We start from the raw sequence: 21,945 nt of genomic DNA, 5'->3' as shown, positions 1-21,945 counted from the left end.
GACGACCTATTTTGCCTGATTAGCCTTTACGGGCTTCAGTTACAGCAGCAGCTACGTGGGCTGGAGCTTCAGAATATTTCTTGAACTCCATAGAGTAAGTAGCGCGGCCTTGGGTTGCAGAACGCAGGTCGGTAGAATAACCGAACATTTCTGCCAGAGGTACTTCGGCACGGACTTTTTTACCGCCGATACCGTCATCATCCATACCCAATACAACGCCGCGACGACGGTTCAAGTCGCCCATTACGTCACCCATGTATTCTTCAGGAGTTTCCACTTCAACTGCCATGATCGGCTCAAGCAGAGCAGGATTGGCTTTACGCATACCTTCTTTGAAGGCTTGAGAAGCAGCCAATTCGAAGGCCAGCTGAGAGGAGTCAACGTCGTGTGAAGAACCGAAGATCAAACGTACGCGCACATCAACTACAGGGTAGCCTGCAACGATACCGTTAGGCAGGGTATCGCGGATACCTTTATCAACAGACGGAATGAATTCGCGAGGAATCACACCACCTTTAATTTCGTCGATAAATTCGTAACCTGCACCACCCGGTTCCATAGGTTCCATTTTGATCACAACGTGACCGTATTGACCTTTACCACCGGATTGTTTGGCGTGTTTGTATTCGGCTTCAACTTCTTTGCGGATGGTTTCGCGGTAAGCCACTTGAGGTGCACCGATATTCGCTTCCACGCCAAATTCGCGTTTCATACGGTCAACAATAATTTCCAAGTGCAGCTCACCCATACCGGAAATAATGGTTTGACCGGATTCTTCGTCTGTACGAACGCGGAAAGAAGGGTCTTCTTTAGCCAGACGGTTCAGGGCAATACCCATTTTCTCTTGGTCGGCTTTGGTTTTCGGCTCAACGGCAATATGGATTACCGGCTCAGGGAATTCCATGCGTTCCAAGATAATCGGTGCGCTTTCCGCACACAAGGTTTCACCGGTAGTAACGTCTTTCAGACCGATAGCGGCTGCGATATCGCCAGCACGTACTTCTTCAATTTCAGTACGGTCTGCAGCAGTCATTTGCACCAAACGACCGATACGTTCACGAGTACCTTTTACAGAGTTCAATACGGTATCACCGGATTTCACGACACCAGAGTAAACGCGAATGAAAGTCAGCTGACCAACGTATTTGTCGTTCAACATTTTGAACGCCAATGCAGAGAATTTCTCTTCATCGCTGGCTTGACGGCTGTCGGCTTCTTCAGTGTTAGGGTTAACACCTTGAACGGGAGGAATATCGGTAGGAGCAGGCAGCAATTCCACAACTGCATCCAACATACGTTGAACACCTTTGTTTTTAAATGCAGAACCACACAACATAGGTTGGATTTCGCCTGCCAGAGTACGTTGACGCAATCCGCCTACGATTTCTTCCTCAGTCAGCTCGTCGCCGCCCAAGTATTTATCCATCAATTCTTCGCTGGCTTCTGCTGCGGCTTCAATCATGTTTTGACGCCATTCTTCAGCAGTTTCAATCAACTCAGCAGGAATATCGCCATAGGTAAAGGTTGTACCTTTGTCAGCTTCGTTCCAGATGATAGATTTCATTTTCAGCAGGTCAACAACGCCACTGAAGCTGTCTTCTGCACCAACCGGGATTACGATAGGTACAGGGTTTGCGCGCAAACGGGTTTTCATTTGCTCGACAACGCGGAAGAAGTTGGCACCTTGACGGTCCATTTTATTTACAAACGCCAAGCGTGGCACTTGGTATTTGTTGGCTTGACGCCATACGGTTTCAGATTGTGGCTGAACACCGCCCACCGCACAGTAAACCATTACCGCACCATCCAATACACGCATAGAACGCTCTACCTCTACGGTAAAGTCAACGTGTCCCGGGGTGTCGATGATATTAAAACGGTGTTCGGGAAATTGTTTCGCCATACCGGACCAGTAGGAAGTTACGGCAGCAGAGGTAATGGTAATACCACGCTCTTGCTCTTGTTCCATGTAGTCGGTAGTAGCCGCGCCATCATGTACCTCGCCCAATTTGTGGGTCAAACCGGTATAGAACAAAATACGTTCTGTAGTAGTGGTTTTACCCGCGTCAATATGGGCGGAAATACCGATGTTGCGGTACAGGCTGATCGGGGTCTTACGAGCCATTTTATTAGCCTTTCAAAATTAGAAACGGAAGTGAGAGAATGCTTTGTTTGCTTCAGCCATGCGGTGTACTTCTTCACGTTTTTTCAACGCACCGCCGCGACCTTCGGACGCATCAATCAATTCGCCTGCCAAACGCAGGTCCATGGATTTCTCACCACGTTTGCGGGCCGCATCGCGAACCCAACGCATTGCAAGAGCCAGACGGCGTGAAGGACGAACCTCAACAGGAACTTGGTAGTTTGCACCACCTACACGGCGGCTTTTCACTTCCACGATAGGCTTGGCGTTTGCAATGGCTTCGTTGAATACTTCGATTGCTACTTTGCCGGTTTTTTTCTCGATTTGCTCCAACGCACCGTAAACGATACGCTCGGCAACAGATTTTTTACCGTCAATCATCAATACGTTCATGAATTTAGTCAGCTCGACACTGCCGAATTTAGGATCAGGCAACACATCGCGCTTGGGGACTTCTCTACGTCTTGGCATTTTAATTTCCTTTAATCTATTCAGTTGGGTCAATTCCCATGAATACCCAAAAGAGTATTCACTTACTCGGCCGTTGTTCAGCTTAGGCGGCCGACGTGCCTATTTAAGCCCCTGTAATTATTTAGGACGCTTAGCACCGTATTTAGAACGGGCTTGTTTACGGTCTTTAACACCTGCTGTATCCAAGGAACCGCGTACAGTGTGGTAACGTACACCCGGCAAGTCTTTTACACGACCGCCGCGAATCAGTACGACGCTGTGCTCTTGCAGGTTGTGGCCTTCACCGCCGATGTATGAAATCACTTCAAAACCGTTGGTCAGGCGAACTTTACATACTTTACGCAATGCAGAGTTAGGTTTTTTAGGGGTAGTTGTGTATACACGGGTGCACACGCCGCGTTTTTGCGGGCAAGCTTCCAGTGCAGGCACTTTGTTTACGTACACAGGCTTTTGACGGCCTTTGCGTACCAATTGGTTGATAGTTGGCATATTTTCTCATCCTGTTGAGTTAAATACTTGCCGACACCATGTCGGCAAGAGTGGAATTATATTTTTATTGCAAGAGTTTAGTCAAGCAAACGGCGGATAAAAGTTGGTATTTTGTATTTACTAAGAACTATTTAGCAACTGAGGTCGTCTGAAATGGATAAAAATCATCAAACGATACGCACTCTTTGTTCAGACGACCTTTATCAAGCATAAATCGGTTTGCAACTCTATTAGAGCCACCCTTCCTACCGTACTTTTCATAACGACACTGATAATCCACACAGGTCGTCTGAAAAAGAAAACCGCAAGTGATATTGCCTTGCGGTTTTCTTTCAAACAAACATCCTACGGATTACTCATCTGTTGCTTCGATTTCGGAAGCTTCTTGCTCCGCTTCCTGCCATTGCTGGCGGCGGCTACGGTGGTAAGTCAAACCGGTACCGGCAGGAATCAGACGACCTACGATTACGTTCTCTTTCAGACCGCGCAACTCGTCTTGTTTACCCATAATGGCGGCTTCGGTCAGAACGCGGGTCGTTTCTTGGAAGGATGCGGCAGAAATGAAGCTATCAGTTGACAAGGAGGCTTTGGTAATACCCAACAATACGTTTTCGTAACGTGCCGGTTCTTTGCCCTCTTCCAAAGCTTTTTCATTGGCTGTCATGACATCACCGCGTTCGACTTGCTCACCGGTAATGAATTCGGTTTCACCTGAATCGACAATATTCACACGGCGCAGCATCTGACGGATGATGACTTCGATGTGTTTATCAGAAATCTTCACACCTTGCAGACGATAAACCTCTTGCACCTCTTGGACAATGTAGCGTGCCAGTGCTTCGATACCTTGCAAACGCAGAATATCATGCGGATCAACAGCTCCGTCCACGATGGTTTCACCGCGGTTTACCACTTGACCGTCGTGAACCAGAATTTGTTTCTCTTTGGAAATCAAAGTCTCGTATGCTACGCCGTCTACATCAGTGATAATCAGACGCTGTTTGCCTTTAGTTTCCTTACCAAATGAAACGGTACCGGTGATTTCTGCCAACATACCTGCATCTTTCGGCACACGTGCTTCAAACAGCTCGGCAACGCGCGGCAGACCACCGGTAATGTCGCGGGTTTTGGAAGAGGCTTGCGGGATACGCGCCAATACGTCACCTTTACCGATTTCCTGACCTTCGCGTACGGTAATCACTGCACCCACAGGGAATGCCATAGATACTGGGGTGGAGGTACCCGGGATGCAGATTTCCAGACCGTTTTCATCCAACAGTTTCACAGTCGGACGCAGCAGTTTGGATGCGCTGCCGGAGCGGCGTTTACCGTCGATAACCACCAAGGTGGACAAACCGGTTACATCGTCAGTTTGTTTAGCAACGGTTACACCCTCTTCCACGTTTTCGAATTTCACCCAACCTGCGTGTTCGGTAATCATCGGACGGGTATGCGGATCCCAGGTTGCCAACGTTTGACCGGCTTTAATGGCTTCACCATCTTGAACCATCAAAATCGCACCGTAAGGCACTTTGTGGCGCTCACGTTCACGGCCAATATCATCATGGATAACGACTTCGCAAGAGCGTCCGATGACAACCAATTCGCCTTTGTTGTTGGCAACATAACGCATTTGGCTGCTGAATCGTGCCGTACCGTTGGATTTGGCTTCAACTTGGCTGGCTGCTGCCGCACGGGATGCCGCGCCACCGATGTGGAACGTACGCATGGTCAACTGGGTACCTGGTTCACCGATAGACTGAGCGGCAATCACGCCGACTGCTTCTCCGGCATTGACCAATTTGCCGCGTGCCAAGTCGCGACCATAACAGTGTGCGCACAAGCCATGGCGGGTTTTACAAGTAATCGGGGTACGGACCTTGACTTCATCGACACCGGATTGGTCAATCATATCCACCAGTTTTTCAGTCAACAACGTACCGGCTTCAACCAAGGTTTCGCCACTTGACGGATCGACAACGTCAGACGCGGTAACACGACCCAAAATACGATCGCGCAATGCTTCAATCACATCACCGCCTTGCACAACTGCCTTCATGACAAAGCCGTCTGTAGTGCCACAATCGTCTTCAACAACGACCAAGTCTTGAGTTACGTCTACCAGACGACGGGTCAGGTAACCGGAGTTCGCAGTTTTCAATGCGGTATCCGCCAAACCCTTACGCGCACCGTGGGTCGCAATAAAGTATTGCAATACGGTCAGACCTTCGCGGAAGTTTGAGGTAATCGGCGTTTCAATAATCGAGCCGTCAGGTTTAGCCATCAGACCACGCATACCGGACAACTGTTTAATCTGAGCCGCAGAACCACGGGCACCAGAGTCTGCCATCATATAGATGGAGTTGAATGACTCTTGATCGACTTCGTTGCCGTCACGGTCGATAACTTTCTGTTTAGACAAGTTATCCATCATCGCTTTAGCAATTTTATCGCCGGCACGACCCCAAATATCCACCACTTTGTTGTAGCGTTCGCCGTTGGTGACCAAACCTTGACGGTATTGGTCTTCGATTTCTTTAACCTCGGCATTAGCTTCAGCCAACAAGGCCGCTTTTTCTTTCGGAATTTCCATGTCGTCAACAGCAATGGAAATACCGCCTTTGGCTGCGAATCCGAAACCGGTGTACATCAAGTGGTCGGCGAAGATAACCGTATCGCGCAAACCGCATAGGCGGAACGATGCGTTAATCAGCTTAGAAATTTCTTTTTTCTTCAGCGCTTTGTTGATGTATTCGAACGGCAGGCCTTTAGGCAGGATTTCGCTCAACAATGCACGACCGACAGTCGTTTCGTAGCGGGTAACGACAGGCTCAAATTCACCAGCTTCGTTTTTCACCCATTCGCGCAGACGTACGGTGATTTTCGTACCCAGCTCAACCTGTTTGGTATGGTATGCACGATGCACTTCTTTCACATCAGCAAACAGACTGCCCTCACCTTTGGCATTGATGCGGTCGCGGGTCATGTAGTACAGACCCAATACAATGTCTTGGGAAGGTACGATAATCGGTTCGCCGTTGGCAGGAGACAATACGTTGTTTGAAGCCAGCATCAGGGTGCGCGCTTCCATTTGCGCTTCCAAGCTCAATGGAACGTGTACCGCCATTTGGTCACCGTCAAAGTCGGCGTTAAACGCGGCACATACCAACGGATGCAGCTGAATGGCTTTACCTTCAATCAGGATGGGTTCAAACGCTTGAATACCCAAACGGTGCAGGGTCGGCGCACGATTCAGCATAATAGGATGTTCGCGAATGACTTCTTCCAAGATGTCCCATACTTCAGGTACTTCTTGCTCTACCAATTTTTTCGCTGCTTTAACGGTAGAAGCTAAACCTTGTTTTTCCAGTTTATGGAAAATGAACGGCTTGAACAGTTCCAAAGCCATTTTTTTCGGCAAACCACATTGGTGCAGACGCAGGTATGGACCTACGGTAATCACGGAACGACCGGAGTAGTCCACACGTTTACCCAGCAGGTTTTGACGGAAACGACCGCCCTTACCTTTAATCATGTCGGCCAATGATTTCAGCGGACGTTTGTTGGCACCGGTCATGGCTTTACCGCGACGGCCGTTATCCAACAGCGAGTCAACCGCTTCTTGCAACATACGTTTTTCGTTGCGAACAATGATGTCAGGAGCGTGCAGTTCCAGCAGGCGTTTCAGACGGTTGTTACGGTTGATGACGCGACGGTACAAATCGTTCAAATCGGAAGTGGCAAAACGGCCACCGTCCAACGGAACCAGAGGACGCAAATCAGGCGGCAATACCGGCAACACGTCCATAATCATCCACTCCAGTTTCATACCGGAACGATGGAAGGCTTCCAATACTTTCAAACGTTTTGCGATTTTTTTGATTTTGGTATCTGAACCGGTCGACTCAAGCTCTTGGCGCAGAATTTCGATTTCGCCTGCTACATCCAAGGTGCGCAACAATTCGCGGATACCTTCCGCACCCATTTTGGCATCGAAATCGTCGCCGTATTCGTCCAGTTTGTTGTAGTAGTCATCTTCAGTCAGCAATTGACGGCGTTGCAGCGGAGTCATGCCGGGGTCGGTCACAACAAATGCTTCAAAGTACAATACGCGTTCAATGTCGCGCAAAGTCATGTCCAACACCATGCCCAAACGAGAAGGCAGGGATTTCAAGAACCAAATGTGTGCCACAGGTGCGGCCAATTCGATATGACCCATGCGTTCGCGGCGCACTTTGGACAAAGTTACTTCCACTCCACATTTTTCACAGGTTACACCTTTAAATTTCAAGCGTTTATATTTTCCGCACAAGCACTCGTAGTCTTTGACCGGACCAAAGATTTTGGCGCAGAACAGACCGTCACGCTCAGGTTTGAACGTACGATAGTTGATGGTTTCAGGCTTTTTAACTTCGCCGTAAGACCATGAACGGATGGTTTCGGGAGAAGCAATGCCGATTTTGATGGCATCAAACTCTTCTTCCATGCCGGCAGTTTGCAACGGATTAAATAAGTTCAACAAATTCATTTTTGCTCCTTGAAGGAAGTATTTTTACCGCATGGCGGATTTTCGATATTGGAAACGGTACGTTACGGTTTCAGACGACCTGATATTTTCAGATTTCGATTCATTCATTCTTATTCTGCAACCGCTTTTTCAGACGACCTAGAGAGGTCGTCTGAAAACTTCTGTTTAGTAACGTTCCAAATCGATATCCAAGCCCAGTGAGCGAATCTCTTTAACCAATACGTTGAAGGACTCAGGCATACCGGCATCGATTTTGTGTTCGCCTTTGACGATGTTCTCGTACATTTTGGTACGGCCTGTTACGTCGTCGGACTTCACAGTCAACATCTCTTGCAGCGTGTAGGCTGCGCCGTATGCTTCCAGCGCCCAAACCTCCATCTCACCGAAACGTTGACCACCGAACTGAGCTTTACCGCCCAGAGGCTGTTGAGTAACCAAACTATATGGACCGGTAGAACGCGCGTGCATTTTTTCGTCAACCAAGTGGTGCAGCTTCAGATAGTGCATCACACCTACTGTTACCTTGCGGTCAAACGGTTCGCCAGAGCGTCCGTCATACAGCGTGATTTGGGTTTTGCTGTCGTTAAAGCCCAGTTTTTCGACTTCAGGATCATCGCTTGGATAAGCCAAATTCAGCATTTCGCGGATTTCGGATTCTTTCGCACCGTCAAACACCGGCGATGCAAAAGATGCGCCTTTACGCAGGTTGGAAGCCAGTTCGATGATTTCTTCATCAGTCAGAGCGTCCAAATCTTCTTTCTTACCGCTGCCGTTGTAGAGTTTGTTCAAGAACTCGCGCAGCTCGCTGGCTTTACGTTGCTCTTTCAGCATACGGTCGATACGCTCGCCGATACCTTTTGCCGCCCAACCCAAGTGAACTTCCAAAATCTGACCGATGTTCATACGGGAAGGTACGCCCAACGGGTTCAATACGATGTCCACAGGACGACCGTCCGCCATATAAGGCATGTCTTCTACAGGCAGAATGCGCGATACCACACCTTTGTTACCGTGGCGGCCCGCCATTTTGTCACCGGCTTGCAGACGGCGTTTGATGGCGATAAAGACTTTCACCATTTTTTGTACGCCAGGCTGCAATTCGTCGCCTTGGGTCAGTTTTTTCTTCTTGATTTCGTACAACTCGTCCGCTTCTTCGCGTTTTTGTTGCAGACTCAATTTAATCAGTTCTAATTGTTTGGCCAAATCTTCATCTGACAAACGGATATCGAACCAATCGTGTTTGCTAGGCAGACCCGCCAGATATTCGGTAGTGATTTCACTGCCTTTAGCCAGCTTCATTGGACCGCCGTTGGCTTTTTGACCGACGATCATGCGCTCAATACGGTCGAATGCATCGTTATCAAAAATACGCAACTGGTCTCCCAAGTCTTGACGGTAACGTTTCAGCTCGGAATCAATAATGGATTGAGCACGTTTGTCGCGTTGGATACCTTCGCGAGTAAAGACTTGAACGTCGATAACCGTACCGCTCATGCCAGTAGGCATACGCAACGAGGTGTCTTTTACGTCGGATGCTTTTTCGCCAAAGATGGCGCGCAGCAGTTTCTCTTCAGGAGTCAGTTGGGTTTCGCCTTTAGGCGTTACTTTACCTACCAACACATCGCCTGCTTCCACTTCCGCACCAATATAAACGATACCGGATTCGTCCAAACGGTTTTGCATACGCTCGGACAAGTTCGGAATATCGCGGGTGATATCTTCCGCACCCAGCTTGGTATCGCGGGCAACGACATTCAATTCCTCAATGTGAATCGAAGTATATCGGTCGTCCGCAGCCACTTTTTCGGAAATCAGAATCGAGTCTTCATAGTTATAACCGTTCCACGGCATGAAGGCGATGGTCATGTTTTGACCCAAAGCCAATTCGCCCAAATCGGTGGATGCGCCGTCAGCAATCAAATCGCCGCGTTGCAAAACGTCGCCGGCTTTAACGGCAGGACGTTGGTTGATATTGGTAGACTGGTTAGAACGGGTGAATTTAACCAAGTTGTAAATATCGACACCCACTTCACCGGCAGTCGCTTCATCGTCATGAACACGAATCACAACACGGTTGGCATCAACATACTCAACCACACCGCCGCGACGGGCAACGATTGCGGTAGCAGAGTCAACGGCAACAGAACGCTCGATACCGGTACCAACCATCGGTTTTTCAGGACGCAGGCACGGTACGGCCTGACGTTGCATGTTGGCACCCATCAATGCACGGTTCGCATCATCGTGTTCCAAGAACGGAATCAGGGATGCCGCTACGGATACCACTTGACCGGTTGCCACGTCCATATATTGCACACGGTCAGGCGTTGCCATAATGGTTTCACCTTTTTCACGACAAGTGACCAAGTCACCAATCAAATTACCGTCTTTGTCTAAATCAGCATTCGCCTGTGCAATCACATAGCGGCCTTCTTCAATGGCAGACAAGTAATCGATTTCCTCGGTTACTTTGCCGTCGATAACGCGGCGGTAAGGAGTTTCCAAGAAACCATAATCATTGGTACGCGCATAAACGGACAATGAGTTAATCAAACCGATGTTCGGACCTTCAGGCGTTTCAATCGGACATACGCGACCATAGTGGGTCGGATGCACGTCTCGCACCTCGAAACCCGCACGTTCACGGGTCAAACCACCCGGGCCCAACGCAGATACACGGCGTTTATGAGTTACTTCAGACAAGGGGTTGGTCTGATCCATAAACTGACTCAATTGGCTTGAGCCGAAGAATTCTTTGATGGCAGCAGAAACAGGTTTCGCATTAATCAAATCATGCGGCATTAAGTTTTCTGATTCTGCCTGATTCAAGCGTTCTTTTACGGCACGTTCCACACGAGCCAAACCACTGCGGAATTGGTTTTCAGTCAACTCACCTACCGACCGCACACGACGGTTACCCAAGTGGTCAATATCGTCCACTTCGCCATGACCGTTACGCAATTCAACCAAAGTAGCAATTGAGGCAACAATATCTTCGACGCTCAGGACATAACCGCCTTTTTCGGCAGCTCCTGCAAAAGTTTCATTCAACAAACGGCCATACCAAGACTGCTGTTGTGCTTCAGACAATTTTTGTTCATAAGTACGCGTATTGAATTTCATACGGCCTACGCGAGACAAATCGTAGCTGTCCTCACTGAAGAACAAGCGGTTAAACAATTGCTCGACTGCCTCTTCGGTAGGCGGCTCGCCCGGGCGCATCATGCGGTAAATCGCAACACGTGCTGCTTGCTGATCAGCAGTCTCATCAGTACGCAGAGTATTGGAAATATAGCCACCCTGATCCAATTCATTAATGTAAAGCGTAGTAAGCTGTTTTACACCATGGATATCAAATTTTGCCAACAACTCTTCAGTGATTTCATCGTTGGCCACAGCCAATACTTCACCCGTTTCAGGATCAATCAAATCCGCGGCCAAAGCTTTGCCAATCAAACTTTCCGGCTCCACATCCAAACGAGTCAATCCCGCATTGCTGATATCACGGATATTTTTTGCGGTAATGCGTTTACCTTTAGCAACCAATACGTTGCCTTCTTTATCTAAGATATCAACTTTGGCAGTTTCACCTTTCAGACGACCTACAACCAAATCGGTTTGAACACCATTTTCAGACAGATAGAACGTTTCTTTATCGTAGAAAATATCCAAGATCTGCTCATTGTTGTAGCCCAAAGCCTTCAACAAAATCGTAACCGGCATTTTGCGGCGACGGTCGATGCGGAAATACAGCAAATCTTTCGGGTCAAATTCGAAATCCAACCACGAACCACGGTAAGGAATGATTCGGGCAGAGAACAATAATTTACCGGAGGAATGGGTTTTACCACGGTCATGCTCAAAGAACACACCGGGAGAACGGTGCAACTGAGAAACAATCACACGTTCGGTACCATTAATGACAAACGAACCACTTGGAGTCATCAATGGGATTTCGCCCATATACACTTCATTTTCACGAACTTCTTTGACTGTCGGTTTAGACGCTTCCTTGTCTAAAATAACCAATCGGATACGCGCACGCAGGGGAGCGGCATAAGTGATTCCACGCAATTGACATTCAGGAATATCGAACAAAGGCTCACCCAGCGTGTAATGCACAAACTCCAGACGCGCATAACCGTTGTGGCTTACGATAGGGAAAATAGAATTAAATGCAGCCTGAAGACCATCGTCAGTACGCTGATCAAAAGCATTTTCTAATTGCAGAAATTTCGCATAAGAATCAATTTGTGTTGCCAACAAAAAGGGAACGTCCAATACGTTCTCTCGTTTTGCAAAACTCTTACGGATACGTTTTTTCTCGGTAAACGAATAGTTCATATACACTCCGAAAAGCAATTTTAAAGAAAGAGGTCGTCTGAAATAACGCCAATTGTTTGTGTGTTATTTACATTTATTTAAACTTAACTAGCGAATAAATTGCAAATAAATGTAAATAACCGATTAACCTAATAACAACAAGCAAAATAAGGCTGGCAGAAAACTGCCAGCCTTCACAGGAAGCATCAAATTATTTGATTTCGACTTTAGCGCCGGCTTCTTCCAATTGTTTTTGGATGTCTTCAGCTTCAGCTTTAGAAACACCTTCTTTAAGAGTTTTAGGTGCACCATCAACGATGTCTTTAGCTTCTTTCAGACCCAGACCAGTAATTGCGCGGACTACTTTAATCACGCCAACTTTTTGGTCACCGGCAGAAGCCAATACTACGTCAAATTCAGTTTTTTCTTCAGCAGCAGCAGCACCAGCACCAGCAGGACCCGCAACTGCAACAGCAGCAGCAGAAACGCCGAATTTTTCTTCAAAAGCTTTAACCAAGTCGTTCAATTCCATTACGGTCAAAGAACCAACTGCTTCCAAAATGTCTTCTTTAGTAATAGCCATGCTATTTATACTCCAAATATTGTATTAAAAAATAATTGATTAACAGAAACAAAATTGATTAAGCGGCTTCTTCGCCTGCTTTTTTCTCTGCCAAAGCAGCCAAACCGCGCGCAAAGCCTGATACAGGAGCTTGCATAACGAACAACAGTTTGGACAACAGCTCTTCGCGGCTCGGAATAGAAGCCAACTCAGCAACCTGAGTAGCATTCATCACTTCACCATTGTAAGAACCGGCTTTAACTACAATTTTGTCATCTTTTTTCGCGAATTGGTGCAACACTTTAGCAGCAGCAACAGCATCTTCAGAAGCAGCATAAACCAATGGACCAACCATTTGATCAGCCAAAGCTGCGAATGAAGTACCCTCTACTGCACGACGAGCCAATGTGTTTTTCAGAACGCGCAAGTAAACGCCTTCTTTACGCGCATTAGCGCGAAGCTCAGTCATACTGGAAACACTGATACCGCGATATTCAGCAACCACGAGAGTCTGGGCGTTAGCAATTGCTGCGCTGATTTCCTCTACGGCTACTTTCTTGGTTTCAATATTGAGACTCAAGGTCTACCTCCCACTGTTTATAAACAGGATATCGAAATGATATCCCACCAGCGCGGTAACCTAAAAAGACATCTTACAAGCAATCTTGCAATGTGTTTCAGGACTACCGTCTGCGTAGGGCAGTTACGATTAAATCTTGCGATCCCTACGGTCTTGGACATCTACTTAATTCTAAGTAGCCCAAATTCAAGCAACTCAAAAATAGAGTTGCTTGAAAATTTCTTAGATTAGTTATTCACGCTTGATGTATCAACGCGAACACCTAAACCCATAGTGCTGGATACAGCAACTTTTTTCAGGTACTGACCTTTAGCAGCAGCGGGTTTGGCTTTAACGATAGCGTCCAGCAACGCATCAAAGTTCTCTTTCAAATCAGCTTCAGCGAACGAAGCACGACCGATAGTTGCATGAACAATACCGGCTTTGTCTGTACGATATTGCACTTGACCTGCTTTTGCATTTTTAACTGCTTCAGCCACATTAGGAGTAACAGTACCCACTTTAGGGTTCGGCATCAAACCACGCGGACCTAAGATGGTACCCAACTGACCAACGATGCGCATTGCATCAGGAGAAGCAATAACAACGTCAAAGTTCAGATTACCTGCTTTGATTTCAGTAGCCAAATCTTCAAAGCCGACAACATCAGCACCAGCTTCTTTAGCTGCTTCAGCATTTGCACCTTGAGTAAATACTGCCACGCGGGTTGTTTTACCAGTACCTTTAGGCAGAACAACTGAACCACGGATAACTTGGTCAGATTTACGCGGATCAACACCCAAGTTGAAAGATACGTCAACAGACTCGTCAAATTTAGCAGTCGCTGCTTTTTTTACCAAAGCAATTGCTTCATCAATTGCATATAATTTATTGGCTTCAACAGAAGAGCGCAAAGCTTTCAAGCGTTTAGATACTTTAGCCATTATACAACACCCTCCACATCCAAACCCATTGAACGAGCAGAACCAGCAATAGTGCGAACAGCGGCATCCAAATCAGCAGCAGTCAAATCAGGTTCTTTAGTTTTAGCAATTTCTTCCAACTGAGCACGGGTCAATTTACCCACTTTGTTTGTCAGAGGATTAGAACTACCTTTTTGCAAACCGGCGGCTTTTTTCAACAGAATAGAGGCCGGAGGAGTTTTCATCACAAAAGTGAATGACTTATCCGCAAATGCAGTAATTACAACTGGAATCGGCAAACCAGGCTCAATGCCTTGAGTTGCAGCATTAAATGCCTTACAGAATTCCATAATATTCAGACCACGTTGACCCAAAGCAGGACCAACTGGGGGAGATGGATTGGCTTTACCTGCAGGAATTTGCAGTTTGATATAGCCGATAATTTTCTTTGCCACTTATAGGACTCCTAAAAACGGGTATAGCGCGGAACCATTTCCGCTTCCCAAAAAAGAATTCAGCATTATATTTACTTAGAGATTTTTTTTCAAGGGATTTAAAAACTTAAATCTTTTCTACTTGACCAAACTCCAGCTCAACCGGGGTTTCGCGACCAAAAATCTGAACAGAAACCCTCAATTTATTACGCTCATAATTCACTTCATCTACAATACCGTTGAAGTCAGCAAAAGGGCCTTCGTTTACACGAACTTGCTGCCCCACTTCAAATTCAACTTTAGGTTTAGGCTTCTCAACCCCAGAACGAACCTGTTGCAAGATTGCATCAGCCTCTCTTTGAGAAATCGGAGTAGGCTTATTTGCCGTACCACCAATAAAACCTGAAACTCGAGGGGTACTTTTCACCAAATGCCATGAATCATCGGTCATTTCCATTTCGACCAAAACATAGCCCGGATAAAACTTACGCTCGCTAATGGTTTTGCGACCATTTTTAATATCGACCACTTCTTCAACCGGAACAAGAATCTGACCGAAATAACCTTCCATGCCTTCGCGAGCGATACGCTCTTTTAGGGTCTTCTGGACATTTTTCTCAAAGCCGGAATAAGCCTGCACAACATACCAACGTTTTGACATTTTTACCCCCTCTTCAACAACACATCAAAAAACAGCCAAGAAATAGCACTGTCTGCCGCATAAATAAATACTGCCAAGATTGCTACAAATATAACGACGAAGATCGTCATCTTAACTGCATCATCTCGCGTAGGCCAAACAACTTTTTTAAACTCAGACCATGAGTTTTTAAAATAGGAAAGCAGCCCTTCTCGCTTAGGCGGCGTAGAATGATTGCCGGATGTTACAAGCTGACCCGACTTTTCTGCTTTATGTTCAGATGTATGCTCAGTCATCTTTACTCACTCACCACAGCATCAAAGTCGCACTATCTCACTCATGCAATGGTTTAAATTAATTACTAAAAAAGAAATGCAAAAAAATTAACCGGCACAGGGCCGGTTAATTTTTTATTTGGCAGGCCAAGAGGGTCTCGAACCCCCAACCCTCGGTTTTGGAGACCGATACTCTACCAATTGAGCTATTGGCCTCTAAACTTAAGCGATGATAGAAGAAACCACACCTGCACCTACGGTACGACCACCTTCGCGAATCGCAAAGCGCAGACCTTCTTCCATAGCGATAGGTGCAATCAGTTCTACAGTGATGGCTACGTTCTCACCAGGCATAACCATTTCTACACCTTCTTCCAAAGTAACCGCACCGGTTACGTCGGTAGTACGGAAGTAGAATTGAGGACGGTAGTTGGCGAAGAACGGAGTATGACGGCCACCCTCTTCTTTGCTCAATACGTACACTTCCGCTTTGAATTTGGTGTGCGGAGTGATGGTACCCGGTTTAGCCAATACTTGACCGCGTTCCACTTCTTCGCGTTTGGTACCGCGCAGCAATACGCCTACGTTGTCACCGGCCTGACCTTCGTCCAGCAGTTTGCGGAACATCTCAACACCGGTACAAGTGGTTTTTTGGGTTTCTTTCAGACCTACGATTTCGATCTCGTCACCAACGTGGATGACACCGCGCTCTACACGGCCGGTTACTACTGTACCACGACCGGAGATGGAGAATACGTCTTCGATAGGCAACAGGAACGGTTTGTCCACGGCACGCTCAGGAGTCGGGATGTAGCTGTCCAATGCGGCAGCCAGTTCGAAGATTTTTTCTTCGTAAGCAGCGTCGCCTTCCAAGGCTTTCAGCGCAGAACCCTGTACGATCGGGCAGTCGTCGCCTGGGAAGTCGTAACTTGACAGCAAGTCACGGATTTCCATTTCAACCAGTTCCAACAGCTCGGCATCGTCAACCATGTCGCATTTGTTCATGAACACGATGATGTAAGGTACGCCTACTTGGCGGGCCAACAGGATGTGTTCGCGGGTTTGCGGCATAGGACCGTCGGCAGCGGAACATACCAAGATTGCGCCATCCATTTGTGCGGCACCGGTAATCATGTTTTTAACGTAGTCGGCGTGACCCGGGCAGTCTACGTGTGCGTAGTGGCGGGTTTCGGTTTCGTATTCTACGTGTGAGGTATTGATGGTAATACCACGGGCTTTTTCTTCGGGAGCGTTGTCGATTTGGTCGTAAGCTTTTGCAGCACCGCCGAATTTTTTAGCCAAAATAGTAGTCAAAGCAGCAGTCAGAGTGGTTTTACCATGGTCAACGTGACCGATGGTGCCAACGTTTACGTGCGGTTTGCTACGTTCAAATTTTTCCTTTGCCATGGCAAATTTCCTATCTTTAAAATACTGAGAAAATGGTATTTGGTGCCCATGGGCAGATTTGAACTGCCGGCCTCTCCCTTACCAAGGGAGTGCTCTACCCCTGAGCTACATGGGCCAATAGACTATTGGAGCGGGTGAAGGGAATCGAACCCTCACCGTAAGCTTGGAAGGCTTCTGCTCTACCATTGAGCTACACCCGCAGACTTACTGCATCAATGCTCCAACACATTGGAATTTGGTGGTGGGAGAAGGATTCGAACCTTCGAAGCTCTCGCAACAGATTTACAGTCTGCCCCCTTTGACCGCTCGGGAATCCCACCAAAAGAGAACGCAATTTTATTCGCGACTCAGATTTTCGTCAAGCTCTTTTTTAATTTTGTTTTTTAAAAATCACTCAATTTATTGCTTTAAAAAAGAATTTATTTGAACTGAATGATTTTTTCGTATTTTGCCATCAGCTCTTCGTGCGTTTCAGGATGCTCTTCATCAATTAAGATACAGTCTACAGGGCATACCTGCTGACATTGCGGCTCATCATAGTGACCTACGCACTGCGTACACAAATTAGGGTTGATTTCATAAATTTCCTCGCCTTGCGAGATGGCGTCATTGGGGCACTCCGGCTCGCAAACGTCACAGTTAATGCACTCATCTGTAATAAAGAGCGACATTTCTTTTCCTTTTTCATTTAAATTATCAAAACCGATTGGGCGCGGATTATAGCACAAACGCGTCAAAAACAATCCATTTAGGCGAATGTTTACACCCTGGTAATGATTCTCAAATCTCTTACTATTCAGCCACTTGGACAAACTGCAAGAGCACAAAACCACTCTTACCCGCCCGCCCTTCGCGATAAGGCTCCAGCCACTCCGGGAAATCGGGCAGCTCCCCTGCTTCAATATAGACCATTGCCCCGTTTTTCAAGCTGTTTTTCAAAGAAGTAAACAAATTTTCCCAACCCTGCCACGCAAACGGCGGATCCAAAAAGACCACATCAAACTTTTCAGACGACCTCTGCAAATACGCAAGACCATCGGTATTGAGGATTTCCAGCTTATCCAAACCCAATCCTCTGGCGTTTTGCCGCAGCATATCGGCAGTTTTACGGTTATTGTCTGCCAACACAGCCCTTTTCGCGTTACGGGACGCAGCTTCAAATCCCAACGCGCCGCTTCCGGCAAACAAATCCAACACATTCATACCGGTCAAATCCTGACCGAGCCAGTTGAACAGTTTTTCGCGGACACTGTCAGGCGTCGGACGCAGACCGTCCGCATCTGCAAAAACCAGTTTCCGTCCCCTGCATTGCCCGCCGATGATGCGGACTTGATTTGAATGTTTGCTGTGTTTGCTCATGATTAAAACAAATCGTCCGACACTTTCAGACGACCTTTAAAGAATGACAAAACAGCTATTATACCGCAGCGCTTTTTCATTTAAGGCAGCATGAGAACAAATCGACCCATCGCAAAAATTTATTTTTTATGATGGTAAACTTACAAAATTTTATAAATCATAAAATATTTTCTCAAATAAAAAGGTCGCTTACGTCCGCCATTAGAACTTTCCCACCGTTTTTTCAGTCTATTAACCATAATACTTAATGAAAATATGGATGGCTGACAATGCCGCTTTGGAAAATTATTTTTGGTGTTTATATCGGCGGTGTAATTGCCTTCACCGCCCACGCCCATTTCTTTGACGAATATTACCGCCACTTGGGATTGATACCGAACTTGGGGCGCGGTCTGCTTTGGTTCGTCTTCTGCCTGCCCTTAATCGGCAAAACCGTTGCTTTGATAGTCAGTTTATTCTTTCTTGCCACGTTGGTTTTCGCGCGGCGTTAAAACTTGTCTTTTACAAAACCAAAAGGTCGTCTGAAAAATTTTTCAGACGACCTTTTGGTTTTGAATTTGACGACATGAAATATTGAACTGCGTTTCACCGTGTGAAGTATGTTTTCAACTTAAACATAAAACTAGATAAATTACATTTGCTTATTTATAATGAGTAGTCATTTTTGAAACATTAATGTAAGGCTACTATCATGTCAGATCTGAATCTCAGTAACAGTATATTTCAAGGTTACAACGACAAACATGGCTTAATGATTTGTGGGTATGAATGGGGTTGGAGTAAAGCCGATGAGGCTGCTTATGTAGCAGGTGAATACAAACTCCCTGAAAACAAAATCGACCATACATTTGCCAATAAATCCCTCTATTTCGGTGAACAGGCAAAAAAGTGGCGTTACGACAAGACGATAAAAATTTGGTTTGAAATGTGGGGACACCCCTTAGACGAAAATGAATTGGGCGGTGCATTTGAAAAATCCCTGGTACAAACCAACTGGGCAGCTACTCAGGGCAACAAAATCGACAATCCAAACAAATTTCTCCAGCCTGAACACGTCGATAATTTTCTCTACCACATTGAGAAACTACGCCCTAAATTGATTCTCTTCATGGGAAGCAATCTGACAAATTATCTTAATCACGCAAATGTATTGCCGCGCTTCGAGCAGCTTGTCGGAAAACAAACTCAACCGCTGCGAGTAGTACAAAAAGATTTTAGCGGCACACGTTTCAAAATCAGATTCCAATCGTTTGAAAATTGCGAAGTCGTTTGTTTTCCCCACCCCAGTGCCAGTCGCGGTCTATCTTACGATTACATAGCCTTATTTGAACCAGAAATGAACCGTATTTTATCGGACTTTAAAACGACACGCGGATTCAAATAAACCAATCACAGAAAAGCAAAGGTCGTCTGAAAAATTTTTCAGACGACCTTTTCTCTTTCAAACCAACCTAATCTCACTCTTTCGGTGCAGGCGGTTCAATCTGCTCTTTCCAGCCGCATTCTTTTTGCGGGCAGACTTTTTCTACGCCCCAGCGTTTGGTGGTTTTGATGGTCAAGACCGGCCAATGGCAGTTCGGGCATTCTTCGGCGACGGGCGGGTTCCACGTGGCGTAGTTGCAGTCAGGATAGGTGCTGCAACTGTAAAACAGTTTGCCGTAGCGGGATTTGCGCTCGACGAGGTTGCCTTTTTTGCATTGCGGGCATTGGACGCCGGTATCTTTCGGTTTTTCCAACGGCTCGACGTGTTTGCATTTGGGGTAGTTGGCGCAGCCGATGAATTTGCTACCGGTGCGGCTGTATTTATACACCAGCCGTCCGCCGCATTTGGGGCACTCGCGTCCGTCGAGTTCGGCTTGCTCGGCTTCGGCTTTGGCGATGCGCTCGGCGGCTTCTTCGGCGGTTTCGTTGACGTTGCGCGTATAGCTGCACTCGGGATAGCCGGCGCAGGCGACGAAGCGGCCCATTTTGCCGAACTTGATTTGCAGTTTGTGTTCGCCACATTTGGGGCAGGTTTCGTCGAGTTCCTGCGTGGTGAATTTGGCGCGTTCGATGCCTTCTTTTTCTTCCACTTGTTTGATGAACGGTTTCCAGAATTTGTCCATCACGGGAATCCAGCGGCGTTTGCCGTCGGCGATTTCGTCGAGCTGGTCTTCGAGTTTGGCGGTGAAGTGATAGTCGACGTATTGGGCGAAATGTTCGGTCAGGAATTTGTTGACGATGTCGCCTGTGTCGGTGGGCATGAAGCGTTTTTGCTCAAGGGTAACGTATTCGCGGTCTTTGAGCGTGGAAATAATGCTGGCGTAGGTCGAGGGGCGGCCGATGCCGTATTCTTCGAGGGCTTTAACCAGTGTGGCTTCGTTGTAACGCGGCGGCGGGGTGGTGAAGTGTTGTTCGCCGTAGAGTTTGTCCACAGGCAATTTGTCGCCTTCGCTCATTTCGGGCAGTTTTTTGCTGTCTTCGCCTTCTTCATCGTCGCTGCTTTCTTCGTAAACGCTGAGGAAGCCTGCGAAGGTTTGCACTTGTCCGGTTACGCGGAATACGCCTTTGCCGACGGTAATATCAACGGTGGTTTGGTCGAATTTGGCGGGCGTCATCTGACAAGCGACGGTGCGTTGCCAAATCATTTGATAGAGTTTGAACTGGTCTGCGCTCAGGAAGGGTTTGACGCTTTCGGGCGTGCGGTACACGGAAGTCGGACGGATGGCTTCGTGCGCTTCTTGGGCGTTTTTGGATTTGGTTTTGTATTGTTTGGCGGCACTCGGCAGATATTCTTTGCCGATTTTGTTTTCGATGTAATGGCGGATTTCGGTTAACGCTTCATCGGCCAAATTCACGCTGTCGGTACGCATATAGGTAATCAGACCGATAGCGCCCTGCCCTACGTCTATACCTTCGTAAAGCTGCTGGGCGGTACGCATGGTGCGGTCGGTGGTGAAACCGAGTTTGCGCACGGCATCCTGCTGCATGGTGGATGTGGTGAACGGCGCGGCGGGATTGCGGCTGCGCTTTTTCTTTTCGATGGCGGTAACGACTGCCTCTTTGCCTTCGAGTTCTTTCAACACGTCGGCTTGCGCGGCTTCGTTCGGCAGGTCGAATTGTTCGAGTTTCGCGCCGTTGTATTGGGCGAGTTTGGCGGTGAACTTGCTGCGGCCTTTGTGGCTGTCGAGATGCACTGTCCAATATTCCTGCGCTTCAAACGCGCGGATTTCGTTTTCGCGTTCGCAAATCAGACGCAGGGCGGGGCTTTGCACACGGCCCGCGCTCAAACCGCGGCGGATTTTTTTCCACAACAATGGCGAGAGGTTGAAACCGACCAAATAGTCCAAAGCTCGGCGGGCTTGTTGCGCATCAACCAAGTCCATTTCGATTTCGCGCGGGTTGGCGACGGCGTCGAGGACGGCGTTTTTGGTGATTTCGTGGAACACGACACGCTGCGGCTTGATGTTTTTCAGGCCGCGTTTGGATTTGAGGATTTCAAAAAGATGCCAGGAAATCGCTTCGCCTTCCCTATCCGGGTCGGTTGCGAGGTAGATGTTTTCGGCTTCTTTGGCTCCGGCAACAATCGCATCGACGTGTTTGGCGTTGCGTTTGATCAGCTCGTATTTCATGGCGAAGTCGTGTTCTGGATCGACGGCACCGTTTTTGGGGATAAGGTCGCGGACGTGGCCGTAGGAGGCCAGAATTTCGAAATCGCCGCCAAGGTATTTTTTCAGGGTTTTGGCTTTGGACGGTGATTCGACGATTAAGAGGTTTTTCGCCATTGTTTGTTCTCTTTTAATGTATTGGATGATGCGTTTCAGACGACCTTTCTGAACAAGCTGCGTCAAAA

The 21,945-nt window shown here is 47.3% G+C and carries 17 protein-coding genes and 4 tRNA genes; 2 read left to right on the top strand and 19 right to left on the bottom strand.

What is annotated here, in order from left to right; genetic code table 11:
• Window positions 1-19 precede the first annotated feature (19 nt).
• The 18 genes from fusA to rsmD all read right to left on the bottom strand — a co-directional run bounded on the left by fusA (window position 20) and on the right by rsmD (window position 18,113).
• Window positions 20-2,125 (bottom strand): elongation factor G, encoded by a 2,106-nt coding sequence (gene fusA, locus ACMYUL_RS07615; protein WP_415769741.1) that lies wholly within the window; start codon window positions 2,123-2,125, stop codon window positions 20-22.
• An 18-nt stretch (window positions 2,126-2,143) separates the two neighbouring features.
• The gene (gene rpsG / locus ACMYUL_RS07610) at window positions 2,144-2,614 is read right to left on the bottom strand and encodes a 30S ribosomal protein S7 (protein ID WP_002215391.1); all 471 of its coding nucleotides are present in this window, start codon (window positions 2,612-2,614) and stop codon (window positions 2,144-2,146) included.
• Between the two features lie 117 nt (window positions 2,615-2,731).
• Window positions 2,732-3,103 carry a 30S ribosomal protein S12 gene (gene rpsL, locus ACMYUL_RS07605; protein ID WP_002218431.1) on the bottom strand — a complete coding sequence of 124 codons (372 nt, stop codon included), beginning with the start codon at window positions 3,101-3,103 and terminating at the stop codon, window positions 2,732-2,734.
• 352 nt (window positions 3,104-3,455) lie between these two features.
• Window positions 3,456-7,631 (bottom strand): DNA-directed RNA polymerase subunit beta', encoded by a 4,176-nt coding sequence (gene rpoC / locus ACMYUL_RS07600; RefSeq protein WP_415769739.1) that lies wholly within the window; start codon window positions 7,629-7,631, stop codon window positions 3,456-3,458.
• A 165-nt stretch (window positions 7,632-7,796) separates the two neighbouring features.
• The gene (rpoB, locus tag ACMYUL_RS07595) at window positions 7,797-11,975 is read right to left on the bottom strand and encodes a DNA-directed RNA polymerase subunit beta (RefSeq protein WP_415769737.1); all 4,179 of its coding nucleotides are present in this window, start codon (window positions 11,973-11,975) and stop codon (window positions 7,797-7,799) included.
• Between the two features lie 190 nt (window positions 11,976-12,165).
• On the bottom strand, window positions 12,166-12,537 hold the full coding sequence (gene rplL / locus ACMYUL_RS07590) for a 50S ribosomal protein L7/L12 (protein ID WP_003677916.1): 372 nt from the start codon (window positions 12,535-12,537) through the stop codon (window positions 12,166-12,168).
• A gap of 58 nt (window positions 12,538-12,595) precedes the next feature.
• The gene (gene rplJ, locus ACMYUL_RS07585; RefSeq protein ID WP_415769735.1) at window positions 12,596-13,096 is read right to left on the bottom strand and encodes a 50S ribosomal protein L10; all 501 of its coding nucleotides are present in this window, start codon (window positions 13,094-13,096) and stop codon (window positions 12,596-12,598) included.
• 227 nt (window positions 13,097-13,323) lie between these two features.
• Window positions 13,324-14,019: a 50S ribosomal protein L1 gene (gene rplA / locus ACMYUL_RS07580; protein WP_415769733.1), complete on the bottom strand. Its 696-nt coding sequence runs from the start codon at window positions 14,017-14,019 to the stop codon at window positions 13,324-13,326.
• Window positions 14,019-14,453: a 50S ribosomal protein L11 gene (gene rplK, locus ACMYUL_RS07575; RefSeq protein WP_049224661.1), complete on the bottom strand. Its 435-nt coding sequence runs from the start codon at window positions 14,451-14,453 to the stop codon at window positions 14,019-14,021. The genes rplA and rplK overlap by 1 nt, the downstream gene beginning before the upstream one ends.
• Window positions 14,454-14,559: 106 nt before the next feature.
• The gene (nusG, locus tag ACMYUL_RS07570) at window positions 14,560-15,093 is read right to left on the bottom strand and encodes a transcription termination/antitermination protein NusG (protein ID WP_003760509.1); all 534 of its coding nucleotides are present in this window, start codon (window positions 15,091-15,093) and stop codon (window positions 14,560-14,562) included.
• Window positions 15,094-15,095: 2 nt separating this feature from the next.
• Window positions 15,096-15,368 (bottom strand): preprotein translocase subunit SecE, encoded by a 273-nt coding sequence (secE, locus tag ACMYUL_RS07565; protein ID WP_003779769.1) that lies wholly within the window; start codon window positions 15,366-15,368, stop codon window positions 15,096-15,098.
• Between the two features lie 119 nt (window positions 15,369-15,487).
• A tRNA-Trp gene (locus ACMYUL_RS07560) sits at window positions 15,488-15,563 on the bottom strand.
• Between the two features lie 6 nt (window positions 15,564-15,569).
• On the bottom strand, window positions 15,570-16,754 hold the full coding sequence (tuf, locus tag ACMYUL_RS07555) for an elongation factor Tu (protein WP_003742643.1): 1,185 nt from the start codon (window positions 16,752-16,754) through the stop codon (window positions 15,570-15,572).
• A gap of 40 nt (window positions 16,755-16,794) precedes the next feature.
• Window positions 16,795-16,869: transfer RNA gene (locus tag ACMYUL_RS07550), tRNA-Thr, on the bottom strand.
• 11 nt (window positions 16,870-16,880) lie between these two features.
• Window positions 16,881-16,954, bottom strand: a tRNA-Gly gene (locus ACMYUL_RS07545).
• Between the two features lie 36 nt (window positions 16,955-16,990).
• A tRNA-Tyr gene (locus ACMYUL_RS07540) sits at window positions 16,991-17,074 on the bottom strand.
• A 99-nt stretch (window positions 17,075-17,173) separates the two neighbouring features.
• Window positions 17,174-17,425 (bottom strand): YfhL family 4Fe-4S dicluster ferredoxin, encoded by a 252-nt coding sequence (locus tag ACMYUL_RS07535; protein ID WP_003679513.1) that lies wholly within the window; start codon window positions 17,423-17,425, stop codon window positions 17,174-17,176.
• A 121-nt stretch (window positions 17,426-17,546) separates the two neighbouring features.
• The gene (gene rsmD, locus ACMYUL_RS07530) at window positions 17,547-18,113 is read right to left on the bottom strand and encodes a 16S rRNA (guanine(966)-N(2))-methyltransferase RsmD (RefSeq protein ID WP_415769729.1); all 567 of its coding nucleotides are present in this window, start codon (window positions 18,111-18,113) and stop codon (window positions 17,547-17,549) included.
• A gap of 269 nt (window positions 18,114-18,382) precedes the next feature.
• Between rsmD and ACMYUL_RS07525 the strand changes: the two genes are divergently transcribed.
• A complete protein-coding gene (locus ACMYUL_RS07525; protein WP_415769727.1) occupies window positions 18,383-18,604 on the top strand; it encodes a hypothetical protein in 222 nt (73 codons plus the stop codon).
• A 197-nt stretch (window positions 18,605-18,801) separates the two neighbouring features.
• Complete coding sequence (locus tag ACMYUL_RS07520; protein WP_415772915.1) at window positions 18,802-19,497, top strand: hypothetical protein; 696 nt, start codon at window positions 18,802-18,804, stop codon at window positions 19,495-19,497.
• 73 nt (window positions 19,498-19,570) lie between these two features.
• Here the strand turns inward: ACMYUL_RS07520 and topA are convergent, their stop codons facing one another.
• Window positions 19,571-21,877: a type I DNA topoisomerase gene (gene topA, locus ACMYUL_RS07515; protein WP_415772913.1), complete on the bottom strand. Its 2,307-nt coding sequence runs from the start codon at window positions 21,875-21,877 to the stop codon at window positions 19,571-19,573.
• Window positions 21,878-21,945 lie beyond the last annotated feature (68 nt).

The sequence above is a fragment of the Neisseria sp. CP9 genome, from assembly GCF_047758525.1.
Classification (GTDB): Bacteria; Pseudomonadota; Gammaproteobacteria; order Burkholderiales; family Neisseriaceae; genus Neisseria.
Note: the sequence above shows the minus strand (reverse complement) of the source record. Positions and strands in the feature narration are given on the sequence as shown.

Excerpts from the sequence above, each read along its gene's own strand:
- rplL (WP_003677916.1), bottom strand. The coding sequence starts at position 12,537 with ATGGCTATTACTAAAGAAGACATTTTGGAAGCAGTTGGTTCTTTGACC.
- topA (WP_415772913.1), bottom strand. The coding sequence starts at position 21,877 with ATGGCGAAAAACCTCTTAATCGTCGAATCACCGTCCAAAGCCAAAACC.
- rpsG (WP_002215391.1), bottom strand. The coding sequence starts at position 2,614 with ATGCCAAGACGTAGAGAAGTCCCCAAGCGCGATGTGTTGCCTGATCCT.
- rsmD (WP_415769729.1), bottom strand. The coding sequence starts at position 18,113 with ATGAGCAAACACAGCAAACATTCAAATCAAGTCCGCATCATCGGCGGG.
- fusA (WP_415769741.1), bottom strand. The coding sequence starts at position 2,125 with ATGGCTCGTAAGACCCCGATCAGCCTGTACCGCAACATCGGTATTTCC.
- rplA (WP_415769733.1), bottom strand. The coding sequence starts at position 14,019 with ATGGCTAAAGTATCTAAACGCTTGAAAGCTTTGCGCTCTTCTGTTGAA.
- secE (WP_003779769.1), bottom strand. The coding sequence starts at position 15,368 with ATGACTGAGCATACATCTGAACATAAAGCAGAAAAGTCGGGTCAGCTT.
- rpoB (WP_415769737.1), bottom strand. The coding sequence starts at position 11,975 with ATGAACTATTCGTTTACCGAGAAAAAACGTATCCGTAAGAGTTTTGCA.
- tuf (WP_003742643.1), bottom strand. The coding sequence starts at position 16,754 with ATGGCAAAGGAAAAATTTGAACGTAGCAAACCGCACGTAAACGTTGGC.
- nusG (WP_003760509.1), bottom strand. The coding sequence starts at position 15,093 with ATGTCAAAACGTTGGTATGTTGTGCAGGCTTATTCCGGCTTTGAGAAA.
- rpsL (WP_002218431.1), bottom strand. The coding sequence starts at position 3,103 with ATGCCAACTATCAACCAATTGGTACGCAAAGGCCGTCAAAAGCCTGTG.
- ACMYUL_RS07535 (WP_003679513.1), bottom strand. The coding sequence starts at position 17,425 with ATGTCGCTCTTTATTACAGATGAGTGCATTAACTGTGACGTTTGCGAG.
- ACMYUL_RS07525 (WP_415769727.1), top strand. The coding sequence starts at position 18,383 with ATGCCGCTTTGGAAAATTATTTTTGGTGTTTATATCGGCGGTGTAATT.
- rpoC (WP_415769739.1), bottom strand. The coding sequence starts at position 7,631 with ATGAATTTGTTGAACTTATTTAATCCGTTGCAAACTGCCGGCATGGAA.